Consider the following 13,433-nt stretch of genomic DNA (forward strand, 5'->3'; position numbering starts at 1 on the left):
GATTTTGCTGCATCACCTGCTGTTCCACCTTGATCTCCGATCGGGCGGCACGTCTTATGGCGCAAATCGCATACCAGCGGCCAGATTCGCGCGACATCGCCTCGAGGAGACACCATGAGTGATCTTTCCCCTGGAGCATCATCTCCGGTCCGCCGCGTCTCCAAAGCCAAAGCCCAGGCCAACGGCACGCCCGACCCGATGCAGGACCTGTTGCACGCGCTGCAGGCGATGCGCTCCGGCGATTTCTCGGTGCGGATGACCGGCGATCATCTCGGCATCGAGGGCAAGATCGCCGACACCTTCAATGAGATCGTCGCCGCCAATCAACGAATGGCGCAGCAACTGGAGCGGGTCGGACAGGTCGTCGGCCGCGAGGGCAAAACCCGGCAGCGTGTCAAATTCGATCTTTCGAGCGGCTCGTGGGCGGACATGGAAGGGTCGGTCAACACCCTGATCGACGATCTGCTATGGCCGACGCGCGAGGTGACCCGCGCGGTCGCCGCCGTGGCGCAGGGAGACCTGCTGCAGACCGTGCAACTCGATGTCGATGGCCGCCCGCTGGGCGGCGAATTTTTGCAGTCCGCCAACATCGTCAACACGATGATCAAACAGCTCAGCGTGTTCACCTCGGAAGTGACGCGCGTGGCGCGCGAGGTCGGCACCGAGGGCAAGCTCGGCGGCCAGGCGCAGGTGCCGGAAGTCACCGGCGTCTGGAAGGATTTGACCGAGAGCGTCAACTCCATGGCCAACAACCTCACCGGCCAGGTCCGCAACATCGCCGAAGTCACCATCGCGGTCGCCAATGGCGACTTGTCGAAAAAGATCACGGTCGACGTGCGCGGCGAGATCCTGCAGCTGAAGGAAGCCATCAATACGATGGTGGACCAGCTGCGTTCGTTCGCTTCCGAAGTGACACGCGTGGCCCGCGAAGTCGGCACCGACGGCAAGCTCGGCGGTCAGGCGATCGTGCCCGGCGTCGCCGGCACCTGGAAGGATCTCACCGACTCCGTCAACGCGATGTGCGGCAACCTCACCGCGCAGGTCCGCAACATCGCCAACGTCACCACCGCCGTCGCCCGCGGCGACCTCTCGCGCAAGATCACGGTGGACGTCCGCGGCGAAATTCTGGAATTGAAAGACACCATCAACACGATGGTGGACCAGCTCAACTCCTTCGCCTCGGAAGTGACGCGCGTCGCGCGCGAGGTCGGCACCGAAGGAAAGCTGGGCGGTCAGGCCCAGGTGCCCGGCGTCGCCGGTACCTGGAAGGACCTCACCGACAACGTCAACTTCATGGCTTCCAACCTGACCGCGCAGGTCCGCAACATTGCCGACGTCGCAACCGCGATCGCGGGCGGCGACCTTTCCAAGAAGATCACCGTCAACGTATCCGGTGAAATCCTTCAGCTGAAGGAAACGCTCAATACGATGGTCGACCAGCTCAACGCGTTTGCTGGCGAAGTGACGCGCGTCGCGCGCGAAGTCGGTACCGACGGGCGGCTCGGCGGTCAGGCCAACGTGCTCGGCGTCGCCGGCACCTGGAAGGATCTCACCGAGAGCGTCAACTCGATGGCGAGCAACCTGACGGCTCAGGTCCGCAACATCGCCGAAGTGACGACGGCGGTCGCCAATGGCGACTTGTCGAAGAAGATCACGGTGGACGTGCGTGGCGAAATTCTGGAGCTGAAGGACACCGTCAACACGATGGTCGACCAGCTCAACGCGTTTGCCGGCGAAGTGACGCGCGTCGCGCGCGAGGTCGGCACCGAAGGCAAGCTCGGCGGCCAGGCGCTGGTGCGCGGCGTCGCCGGCACCTGGAAGGATCTCACCGACAGCGTCAACTCGATGGCCAGCAACCTCACCGGCCAGGTGCGAAACATCGCCGAAGTCGCCACCGCCGTCGCCAAGGGCGACTTGTCGAAGAAGATCACGGTGAACGTGTCAGGCGAAATCCTTCAGCTCAAGGAAACGCTGAACACGATGGTCGACCAGCTCAACGCCTTTGCCGGCGAAGTGACGCGCGTGGCGCGCGAGGTCGGCACCGACGGCAAGCTCGGCGGCCAGGCCGAAGTGCCCGGCGTCGCCGGCACCTGGAAGGACTTGACGGACAGCGTCAACTCGATGGCCGGCAATCTGACGGCGCAGGTCCGCAACATCGCCGAAGTGGCGACCGCCATCGCCGGCGGCGACCTGTCGCGCAAGATCACCGTGGACGTGCGCGGCGAGATCCTGCAGCTGAAGGAAACGCTCAACACGATGGTCGACCAGCTCAACCGCTTCGCGGGCGAAGTGACCCGCGTGGCGCGCGAGGTCGGCACCGAAGGCCGGCTCGGCGGCCAGGCCAACGTGCCCGGTGTGGCCGGCACCTGGAAGGATCTTACCGACAACGTCAACTCGATGGCCGGCAACCTCACCGGCCAGGTCCGCAACATCGCCGAAGTGACCACGGCGGTGGCGAAGGGCGACCTGTCCAAGAAGATCACGGTGGACGTCAAGGGCGAGATTCTCGAACTGAAAAACACCGTAAACACGATGGTCGACCAGCTCAACGCCTTCGCCTCCGAGGTGACGCGCGTGGCGCGCGAAGTCGGCACCGAAGGCAAGCTCGGCGGCCAGGCGCAAGTGCCCGAAGTCGCCGGCACCTGGAAGGACCTCACCGACAACGTCAACTTCATGGCCTCCAACCTGACGGCGCAGGTCCGCAACATCGCCGAGGTCGCAACCGCGATCGCCGGCGGCGACCTGTCCAAGAAGATCACGGTGGACGTGCGCGGCGAAATCCTGCTGCTCAAGGACACCTTGAACACGATGGTCGAACAGCTGCGCTCGTTCGCGGCCGAAGTGACCCGCGTCGCGCGCGAGGTCGGTACCGAGGGACGGCTCGGCGGCCAGGCGGTGGTGCCCGGCGTCGGTGGCACGTTCAAGGACCTGACGGACAACGTCAACCTGCTGGCGGCCAACCTGACGACGCAAGTCCGAAACATCGCCGAGGTCACCACGGCGGTGGCGCGCGGCGACTTGTCGCGCAAGATCACGGTCGACGTGAAGGGCGAAATCCTCGAACTGAAGAACACCATCAACACGATGGTCGATCAGCTGAACGCCTTCGCCGGCGAAGTCACCCGCGTCGCGCGCGAGGTCGGCACCGAGGGCAAGCTCGGCGGACAGGCGCAGGTGCCCGGCGTCGCCGGCACCTGGAAGGACCTTACCGACACCGTCAACTTCATGGCGGCAAACCTCACCGAACAGGTCCGCGGCATCGTCAAGGTGGTGACCGCGGTCGCCAACGGCGATTTGAAGCAGGACCTGACGGTGAAATCGAAGGGCGAAGTCGCCGCTCTCGCCGATACCATCAACAACATGACCGAGACGCTGGCGACGTTCGCCGATCAGGTCACCTCAGTGGCGCGCGAAGTCGGCGTCGAAGGACGGCTCGGCGGTCAGGCCAACGTGCCCGGCGCCGCCGGCACCTGGAAGGACCTCACCGGCAACGTCAACCTGCTGGCCGCCAATCTGACCTCGCAGGTGCGCGCCATTGCCGAAGTCGCGACCGCGGTGACAAAGGGCGACCTCACCCGGTCGATCCAGGTCGATGCGCGCGGTGAAGTCGCCGAGCTCAAAGACAACATCAACACGATGATCGGCAATCTTCGCCTGACCACGGACGTGAACTCGGAACAGGACTGGCTCAAGACCAACCTCGCCAAATTCACCAACATGCTGCAGGGCCAGCGCGATCTCACCACGGTCGGCCGGCTGCTGCTCACCGAACTGACGCCGCTGGTGAACGCGCATATGGGCGTCATCTACCGCGTCGAAAGCGAAGACAACCGGCAACTGCGCCTGCTGTCGGCTTACGCCGGCGACGGCAACCACCCTCACCCGCAATTCGTGCAGTTCGGCGAGGGACTGATCGGGCAATCCGCGTTGGACAAGCGCCAGCGCGTGATCTCGGACATCCCGGCCGACACCGTGCCGATCAATTCGGCGCTGCTCCGCGTGATTCCGAAAAACCTCGTCGTGCTGCCCGTGCTGTTCGAAAACCAGGTCAAGGCGGTGATCGAGCTCTCCTCCGTCAGTTCGTTCACGACCTCACAGATGACCTTCCTCGAACAGCTCACCGATAGTATCGGCATCGTGCTCAACAGCATCGAGGCCACGATGCAGACCGAAGGCCTGCTGAAGCAGTCGCAGCAGCTCGCCGGCGAATTGCAGACCCAGCAGAAGGAGCTGCAACAGACCAACGAACAGCTTGAGCAGAAGGCCCAGCAGCTCGCCGAACGCAACGTCGAGGTGGAAAGAAAGAACCAGGAAATCGAACAGGCGCGGCGCGCGCTCGAGGAGAAGGCGACCGAGCTTTCGCTGACGTCGAAGTACAAGTCCGAGTTCCTCGCCAACATGTCGCACGAGCTGCGCACGCCGCTCAACAGCATCCTGATCCTCGGCCAGCAGCTCACCGAAAACCCCGACGGCAATCTGTCGGCCAAGCAGGTCGAATTCGCCCGCACCATCCACGGCGCCGGCACCGACCTGCTCAACCTGATCAGCGACATTCTCGACCTGTCGAAGATCGAATCCGGAACGGTAACGGTCGATGCCGAGGAAATCCTCACCTCGAACCTTTTGGAAACCGTCGGCCGGCCGTTCAGGCACGAAGCCGACAACCGCCAGCTCTCGTTCAACATCAGCGTCGACGAGAACCTCGCCCGCAGCATGGTGACCGACTCCAAACGCCTGCAGCAGGTGCTGAAGAACCTGCTGTCGAACGCGTTCAAGTTCACCGCCGAGGGCGGCGTGCGGCTGACCGTGTCCGCCGCCCTCGGCGGATGGAGCGCGGAGCACCCGATCCTGAACCACGCTCCCGCCGTCGTGGCCTTCGAGGTCACCGACACCGGCATCGGCATTCCGCCGGAGAAACAGAAGCTGATCTTCGAAGCGTTCCAGCAGGCGGATGCCGGCACCAGCCGAAAATATGGCGGCACCGGCCTTGGCCTCGCCATCAGCCGCGAACTCGCGAGCCTGCTCGGCGGCGAGATTCATCTGCGCAGCGCCCCGGGCAAGGGCAGCACTTTCATCCTGTATCTGCCCTTGAAATATTCCGGGCCCACCGTCGCGCCGCGCACCCCGGCCCCGTCATCCTATCTGACCGCGCCGGCGCTGCAGGTTGCCGCGACCCAGGAGCGGGTGATCGAGCAGCTGCCGGATGACCGGCTCAACCTGGAGGCCGGCGACACCATCCTCCTGATCGTCGAGGATGATCCGCACTACGCGCGGGTGCTGATCGATCTCGCCCGCGACAAGGGCTTCAAGGTCCTGGTCGCCAATCGCGGCGCCGAAGCGCTCGAACTCGCCAAGCAGTTCCAGCCCACGGCGGTGTCGCTCGATGTGTTCCTGCCGGACATGCTGGGCTGGACCGTGCTCAGCCAGCTCAAGCACAATCCGCTGACCCGGCACATTCCGGTGCAGATCATCACGCTCGACGAGGATCGCCAGCACGCGCTGGCACGCGGCGCATTCTCGTTCGTCAACAAGCCGACCACGACCGAAGGCGTCAGCGCCGCACTGTCCCAGATCAAGGAATACGCCAAGCCGCGGCGCAAGCGTCTTCTGATCGTGGAAGACAACGCCGCCGAGCAGATGAGCATCAAGGCCCTGCTCGATCACGTGGATATCGAGATCCTCACCACCGATACCGGCGCCGGCGCACTCTCGACCCTGCGCGACAACCCCTGCGACTGCGTCGTGCTGGACCTGCGGTTGCCGGACATGAGCGGTTTCGAGGTGCTCGACCAGATCCGCAACGACGAGGCGCTTTCGAACGTGCCGGTGGTCGTGTTCACCGGGCGGGAACTTTCCGCCGAGGAAGACGCGGAACTCCACACCATGGCCCGCAGCATCGTGGTCAAGGGCGTGGAATCGCCGGAACGCCTGCTCGACGAAACGTCGCTGTTTTTGCACCGTGTGATCACGGAATTGCCGGTCGAGAAGCAGAGGATGCTGGAGAAGCTCAATAGTTCCGATGAGGATCTCGTTGGCAAGACCGCGCTTCTGGTGGACGACGACGCCCGTAACATCTTCGCGCTGTCGAGCGTGCTGGAACGGCGCGGCATGAAGGTGCTGACGGCGACCACCGGCCATGAGGCCATTGCGCTGGTCGAATCCAATCCCAAGATAGCGATCGTGCTGATGGATATCATGATGCCGCAGATGGACGGCTACCAGACCATCGGGGTCATCAGGCAGAACCCGTCGTTTGGCCGCCTCCCCATCATCGCGCTGACCGCCAAGGCGATGAAGGGCGACCGCGAGAAGTGCCTCGAGGCCGGAGCGTCGGACTATCTGGCAAAACCCGTCAACACCGAGCAGTTGCTCCTTGCCATCCGTATGTGGCTCCACCGCTGATCGGCGCGCAGATGATGGACCAAGAGAAAGTAAACATACTTCTGGTGGACGATCAGCCGGCAAAGCTGCTCGCCTATGAGGTCATCCTGAAGGAGCTTGGAGAGAACCTGGTCTCGGCCGCCTCGGGGCGCGAGGCGCTCGAGTTCCTGCTGAAGAACGACGTCGCCATCATCCTGGTCGACGTTTGCATGCCGGAACTGGACGGTTTCGAGCTCGCCGCGATGATCCGTGAACATCCCCGTTTCCAGAAGACGGCGATGATCTTCATCTCGGCAATCCAGGTCAGCGATCTGGACCGGCTGCGCGGCTACGAGATGGGCGCGGTCGACTACGTTCCGGTGCCGGTGGTGCCTGAAGTGTTGCGCGCCAAGATCAAGGTGTTCGCCGAACTCTATCGCAAGACCCGTCAGCTGGAGCGGCTCAATGTCGAACTCGAGGACCGGGTTCGCGCCCGCACCGCCGAACTGGAAGAATCCCATGCACGGCTTTTGGAAAGCGAGCAACGCCGGAGTCTCGCGATCGCCGCGGGAAAGATGGGGTCGTGGGACTGGGACTGGGTCAATGGCGACTGGATGTGGGACGAGGGCCAGTATCAAATTCTCGGCGTCGATCCCGGCAGCATTGAGCTGACGCCAGCCAATATTCAGGCCCTGATCCATCCGGACGACGTCCCGGAACTGCACGATGCGTGGGCGAGCTTCGCCCGAGGCGAGAAATCATACGAAGCGGAGTTTCGCGTCATCCGCCCCGATGGCGAAGTGCGCTGGTGCGCGGGAACGGCCGCGGCGAGCACCGACAAGGACGGCCGCGTCATCCGCGTCAGCGGCGTGACGGTCGACATCACCGAACGCAAACAGGCCGAAGAACGCCAAAACCTGCTGGCGCGCGAAGTCGATCACCGCGCCAAGAACGCGCTTGCGCTCGCGCAGTCGATCGTTCGGCTGACGCGCGGCGAAAACGTCAAGAGCTACATCCGCTCGGTGGAAGGACGCATCACCGCGCTCGCGCGGGTGCACACCGTGCTTTCGCTGTCGAGCTGGCAAGGCGCTGAAATAGGCAAGCTGATCGACGAAGAGCTGGCGCCATATTCGATGGGCGATCAGATCGCATTGCGCGGCGCCGAGGTGCAGCTGCAACCGGCGACCGCACAGACGGTGGCTTTGGCGCTGCACGAGCTCGTCACCAATTCGGCCAAGTATGGCGCCCTGTCGGCGTTGACCGGCCGGCTATCGGTGAAGTGGGAGCTCGAGTCGGGCCTTCTCGAACTCGTCTGGATGGAGACCGGCGGGCCTGTGGTCGAAAAACCGGTATCAAGGGGATTTGGCACACGGAGCGTTATCGCCAGCATCGAGTCGCAACTCGGCGGAAAGGCCGAATTCGATTGGCGCCCCGAAGGTCTCGTTTGCCGGCTCTTGGTCCCGCTGGCGCGCCAGACCGCGCCCGATCCGACTCCGCCTCGGAAAACCGTGCCGGATGAAGCCGGCAGCAGACGCGTTGGAAAGTCGGCCCGGCCGTAACGGCTGAAGGGCGGATTACCGCGCCGCCGCCCCGGCAACGGCGCCCGCCGATGGCCGCATCGCCTGCCGGGCCGCGTCGATCGCGCGGATCAGGTCGGTCGGACGAAACGGCTTTTGCAGGCAGACCACGTCAGCCAGTTCAGGTGATTTGGACAGGAAGTCGAGCGCCGTCATGCCGGATATCGCGACAACAGGCAGGTCGGGCACCCGTTCGCGCATCGTCGCGATAACATCGGAGCCGTTCGAACCCTGCAGGAAGATATCGACGATCGCGAGGTCGAAATCCTCAGCTTCGAATGCCTTCAATCCCGCTTCGGCGGTGGCGGCTTCGACGATTTCGAATTGGTTGATCCGCAGCACGATCGAGATCATCGTGCGCACGTCGGGTTGGTCGTCAATCACAAGAACGCGGGGCATTAAAAAAAATTCCGGATCGGCCGTGCAACAGCTTATGATGAAAGTCCGACGGACGGCGCAACGCCGCCGGCATTATTCGACCGTTCGGTAAAGGGACGGTTACCCCGGACACGTCTTTCCGGCACACCGCTTACGGGTAATATGTAACCTTGGGTTGATTCCATTCCACGTCAACGCGCTATAGTCTTTTGCCACCCGGCGCCTGAGTGAGTCCCCCGCTTCCCTGGTCCGCTTGTGTCCGCTACTCCTGCGGGTCGATATCCGCATATCGGCCTGATCTGTCGCCTCTGTGGATAGGTCAATGTGCGCGCGTTTGAAGCTGGTCCGATGGCGCGTTCGATGCCAGTTTGCCGGAGACGACGATGCAGACGGGTGACGAGCGCAACATCTTTCTATCGACCCTGCCGGCCACGAAAAGTGACCGCATGCGGGCGCTCGCTGTCGTCGGCGTCTCGACGGTTCTGTTTGTCATCGCGGCAGTTTATGCCAGAGTGCCGCTTGCCCCCGTTCCGGCCTTCATTCCAAGTTATCAATCCGCGCTCGCGATCAACGATCTCATCACCGCGATCCTGCTGTTCTCGCAGTTCGCGATTTTGCGCTCGCGGGCGCTGCTGGTGCTCGCGAGCGGATATTTGTTCACCGCGGCCGCTGCGATCGTTCACGCCCTGAGCTTTCCGGGTGTCTTTGCTCCGACCGGGCTGCTCAATGCCGGCCCGCAGACAACCGCCTGGCTCTACCAGATCTGGCACATCGTATTTCCGGTTCTCGTGCTCGGCTATGCGTTCCTGAAAGACAAGGATGGCGGCCCGAAAATACCGGGATCCGAGGTACGGGCGATCCTGGGCAGCATCATTGCGGTTGCGGCTGCCATATCCTTTGCCGCCTGGTTCGTCACCGCCAGACATGACCTGCTGCCTGTCATGATCAGCGGCGGACATTTCACCTACACGCTGATCGGTACCCTGTCGGCGGAAGTGCTTCTCAGCTTCGCAGCGCTGCTGATCCTGTGGCACCGGCGACCGCATTCCGTGCTCGACGTCTGGCTGATGGTCGTGATGTGCGCCTGGATGTACGACATCGCGCTGTCCGGAATTCTCAACGCGGCCCGCTTCGATCTGGGGTTTTACGCCGGCCGGATCTACGGACTTTGTGCCGCCAGTTTCGTCCTCGCAGTGCTCCTGATCGACAATGTCGCCCTGCAAGGCCAGTTGGCGCGGTTGCTCGACAAGCTGCGCCGCCAGGCCGCTTCCGAGCGGACCCTGCACACCGAACGCGAACGTCTTTTCAGCGCGGTCGTGGAATCGTCCAACGACGCCATCATCACCAAATCGCTCGACGGCACCATCACCGCCTGGAATCGCGCCGCGGAACGCCTGTTCGGATTCATTTCGATCGAAGCTGTGGGCCGGCACGTCGACCTCATTGTCCCGACCGACCGGCGCGCCGAGGTACGCAACATCCTCGAACAGGTCGGCCGTGGCGAGAGGATCGAAGACCTCGAAACGGTGCGTATCCACAAGGACGGGCGAACGGTGGATGTCCTGCTGACCATCTCGCCGATCCGCTCTGCCGCCGGCGAAATTATCGGCGCATCGAAGATCGCGCGCGACATTACTGAAAGCAAGCGAACGCAAAAGGCGCTCAATCAGGAAATCGAGGAACGGCAGCGCATCTTCGAGACCTCGCACGACCTCATCTTGGTCACCGACAGCAGCGGGAATTTCATCCAGGTCAGCCCAAGCGCCAAGGTCATCCTCGGTTACGATCCGGCCGAAATGATCGGCAACAGCGCCATCCACTTCATCCACCCCGACGATCTGGAAAGCACCCGCAATGAGATGCGCGCGGCGCGGCGCGGAAACCAACTGCGAAATTTCGAGACCCGCTACGTCCACAAGGACGGGCAGTCCGTCACGCTGAACTGGACCGGCACGTGGTCAGAGCCGGTGAAACGGCATTTCTTCATCGGCCGCGACCTCACCGAGAAGCAGGCGGCGGAAGCCCAGTTGCGGCACATCCAGAAGATGGACGCGATCGGCCAGCTGACCGGCGGCGTCGCGCACGACTTCAACAACATCCTGACCGTGATCACCGGGACCATCGGAATCCTGGAGGAATCGGTTGCCGACAAGCCCGAACTCGTCGCCATTACCAAATTGATCGACGAAGCCGCCGAACGCGGCGCCAACCTGACCAAGCATCTGCTGGCCTTTGCCCGCAAGCAGCCGCTGCAGCCCGTTGAAGTCGACGTCAATGGGCTGGTGCTGGAGGCCGCCAAACTGCTGCACCCAACGCTCGGCGAAAACGTCGAGATCACGCCGCTGCTGGCCGAGGATGCATGGACGGCCCTGGTCGATCCGAACCAGCTATCGACGGCGGTGCTCAACCTTGCCCTCAACGCGCGCGACGCCATGCCCAATGGCGGCAAGCTCGCGCTCGAGACCGGCAACATCTATCTCGACGAGAACTACGCCGGCATGCACAGCGAGGTCGTGCCCGGCCATTATGTGATGGTCGCGGTGAGCGATACCGGCACCGGAATCCCCGCAGCGCTGATCGAGCGGGTGTTCGATCCCTTCTTCACCACCAAGGAGGTCGGCAAGGGCACCGGCCTCGGGCTCAGCATGGTGTTCGGTTTCGTCAAGCAGTCAGGCGGCCATATCAAGATCTACAGCGAGGAAGGCCACGGCACGTCGGTCAAGATGTACCTGCCGCGCGCCACGGGATTGAACCAGACCGCCGCCGAAGCCGCGATATCAGCCAATGTCGAGGGCGGCACCGAGACCGTTCTCGTCGTCGAGGACGATTCGCTGGTGCGCCGTTACGTGATGACGCAGATCGAAAGCCTCGGCTACACCACGCTCGAGGCGGCCAATGCCAGCGAGGCCTTGCAGATCATCGATACCGCCCCGACGCTGCATTTGCTCTTCACCGACGTCATCATGCCCGGCATGATGAATGGCCGCCAGCTGGTCGACGAAGCGCTGAAACGTCGCCCGTCGCTGAAGACCCTGTACACATCGGGGTATACCGAAAACGCCATCGTTCACCACGGCCGCCTCGATTCCGGCGTGCTGCTGCTCGCCAAGCCGTACCGCAAGTCCGAACTCGCCAGGATGTTCAGATTGGCGCTAGGCAGTTGAAGCCTTGTTGACGGCCGATATATCGGCGAGGATGACCAGATATCGATGGCCGCAATCGGTGCGGACTTGAACGGACCGGCATCTTGAAAAACCTTCTCACCGACATCTCCGGCGTTCGCGTCGGCCACGCCGACGACGCTTCCGTCGCATCCGGCGTTACCGCGATCATTTTCGATACTCCCGCGACCGCATCGATCGATGTCCGCGGCGGCGGCCCCGGCACCCGCGATGAAGCCCTGCTCAAGCCTGAAGCCACGGTCGAGGCCGTCGACGCGATTACGCTCTCCGGCGGTTCCGCGCTTGGGCTGGATGCTGCGGGCGGCGTGCAGGCATGGCTCGCCGAACAGGGGCGCGGCCTGCGGATCCGTGAAGCGGTTATTCCGATCGTGCCCGGCGCGATCTGCTTCGATCTTCTCAACGGCGGCAACAAGGCCTGGGGACGTTTCCCGCCCTATCGCGATCTCGGCTACGCCGCCGCCTGCGCGGCGGGCACCGATTTCGCGCTCGGCAGCGTCGGCGCCGGTCTTGGCGCCACCACCGCCAATTTCAAGGGCGGCCTCGGTTCGGCCTCCGCGCAAACCGAAGGCGGCGTCATGGTGGCGGCGCTTGCAGTGGTCAATGCCGTCGGCAGCGTGACGGTCGGCGACGGGCCGTGGTTCTGGGCGGCGCCGTTCGAGGTCGGCGACGAGTATGGCGGACGCGGACTGCCGCCGTCATTCACAAAGGACATGCTGAAGGCGCGGCTCAAGGGTGGCCCGGAACCGATCTCCGGCGAAAACACCACGCTGGTCGTTGTCGTTACCGACGCCGTGCTGACGAAAGCACAGGCCAAGCGCCTCGCGATGATCGCCCAAACCGGCATGGCGCGTGCGATCTACCCGGTGCATGCGCCGACCGATGGCGACGTCGTGTTTGCGGCTGCGACCGGCAGGAAGCCGGTCGATCCGCGGCACGGCCTCACCGAACTTGGGATGGTGGCGGCCAACGTGGTCGCCCGCGCGATTGCGCGCGGCGTCCACCAGGCGACCGCGCTGCCCTTTCTGGGCGCGCTACCGGCGTGGGGGGATCGCTTCGGCTAGGTCGCGATTACCGAAGCGTCGCCGGGTCTCTTGTTCAGGCGGTGACCGACAGCGACGCCGATGCTGTGGCCGAAGCCGAAATCGCCTGCGCCTGACGCTGGATCATCTTCTCGATGATATTATACGACGATGTTGCGGCGCTCGAAGCGCTCGCCGATGCGGCCGACGTCATCGTGACCTTGGAACCATCGGCATAGGTCAGCGATGTCGTCACCGAACCGTCGCTGTTGGTGACGGACGTACTGGATGCGCCCTGCAGCGCCTGCATCAGGGGATCGGAGTTCGATGCGTTCTCGCCCGAACCGCCGGCGCGATGGTGGCGGCCCTTGCCGCCCTTCAGTGCCGACGCCAGTTCGCCAAGACTGACCGAGCCGTCGCCGTCCTTGTCGAGCTTGCCGAAGACGCTGTCGGCATTATCGGAATTGGTGCCGCCGGCGCCCAGCGCATCGTTGAATTCCGATTTGGTGATCTTGCCGTCGCCATTGCCATCGATCTGCGAGAACAGGCTTTTGAGCGCGTCCGAGCGGCTCGTGGGCTCCTGAGACGTCGATCCCGTGGTGGACTGGCTTTGCGCAGCCAGCAGCGCGCTCATGGTTGCCGGCGAGATCTGCGAACCGCCGTTGCCTCCAGCGCTGCTGCTCGAACCGGTCGAGGCCGAGGCACTCGCGAACGAGTCGAACAGGCTTGTCTTGGCAGTTCCGGTGGCTTTTGCGGACGACGACTTCGAGGAAGTCAGCGCCTGCAGGGCATCGATCGCTGATGACGCGGCACCAAGAGCAAGCAACATGACAGAACCCCAACAACGCCGCTCAGAGCGGCCCCTCGTTCATGCCGGTTCCTCAGCAAGCGCCGTGCCACGGCGAGAAACCCAACAA

At 63.5% G+C, this 13,433-nt stretch carries 6 protein-coding genes; 4 read left to right on the forward strand and 2 right to left on the reverse strand.

Features of this window, described 5'->3' with window-relative positions; all coding sequences use genetic code 11:
- Positions 1 to 198 precede the first annotated feature (198 nt).
- The gene (locus JQ600_RS13795; protein ID WP_249135889.1) at positions 199 to 6,402 is read left to right on the forward strand and encodes a HAMP domain-containing protein; all 6,204 of its coding nucleotides are present in this window, start codon (positions 199 to 201) and stop codon (positions 6,400 to 6,402) included.
- A gap of 14 nt (positions 6,403 to 6,416) precedes the next feature.
- A complete protein-coding gene (locus JQ600_RS13800; protein WP_212387009.1) occupies positions 6,417 to 7,919 on the forward strand; it encodes an HWE histidine kinase domain-containing protein in 1,503 nt (500 codons plus the stop codon).
- Between the two features lie 15 nt (positions 7,920 to 7,934).
- Here the strand turns inward: JQ600_RS13800 and JQ600_RS13805 are convergent, their stop codons facing one another.
- Positions 7,935 to 8,336, reverse strand: coding sequence for a response regulator (locus tag JQ600_RS13805; RefSeq protein ID WP_212265939.1), 402 nt, complete (start codon positions 8,334 to 8,336; stop codon positions 7,935 to 7,937).
- Between the two features lie 362 nt (positions 8,337 to 8,698).
- Here JQ600_RS13805 and JQ600_RS13810 point away from each other — a divergent pair, with 362 nt between their 5' ends.
- The gene (locus tag JQ600_RS13810; RefSeq protein WP_212387021.1) at positions 8,699 to 11,479 is read left to right on the forward strand and encodes a PAS domain S-box protein; all 2,781 of its coding nucleotides are present in this window, start codon (positions 8,699 to 8,701) and stop codon (positions 11,477 to 11,479) included.
- 83 nt (positions 11,480 to 11,562) lie between these two features.
- Positions 11,563 to 12,558, forward strand: a complete 996-nt coding sequence (locus JQ600_RS13815; RefSeq protein WP_212387023.1) for a P1 family peptidase — start codon at positions 11,563 to 11,565, stop codon at positions 12,556 to 12,558.
- A 34-nt stretch (positions 12,559 to 12,592) separates the two neighbouring features.
- Here the strand turns inward: JQ600_RS13815 and JQ600_RS13820 are convergent, their stop codons facing one another.
- Positions 12,593 to 13,345, reverse strand: coding sequence for an EF-hand domain-containing protein (locus JQ600_RS13820; protein WP_212387024.1), 753 nt, complete (start codon positions 13,343 to 13,345; stop codon positions 12,593 to 12,595).
- Positions 13,346 to 13,433 lie beyond the last annotated feature (88 nt).

Source organism: Bradyrhizobium sp. AUGA SZCCT0176, from assembly GCF_018130145.1.
Lineage (GTDB): Bacteria > Pseudomonadota > Alphaproteobacteria > Rhizobiales > Xanthobacteraceae > Bradyrhizobium.

Coding starts and splice junctions, on each gene's coding strand:
- JQ600_RS13795 (WP_249135889.1), top strand. CDS start 199: ATGCAGGACCTGTTGCACGCGCTGCAGGCGATGCGCTCCGGCGATTTC.
- JQ600_RS13800 (WP_212387009.1), top strand. CDS start 6,417: ATGGACCAAGAGAAAGTAAACATACTTCTGGTGGACGATCAGCCGGCA.
- JQ600_RS13810 (WP_212387021.1), top strand. CDS start 8,699: ATGCAGACGGGTGACGAGCGCAACATCTTTCTATCGACCCTGCCGGCC.
- JQ600_RS13805 (WP_212265939.1), bottom strand. CDS start 8,336: ATGCCCCGCGTTCTTGTGATTGACGACCAACCCGACGTGCGCACGATG.
- JQ600_RS13820 (WP_212387024.1), bottom strand. CDS start 13,345: ATGTTGCTTGCTCTTGGTGCCGCGTCATCAGCGATCGATGCCCTGCAG.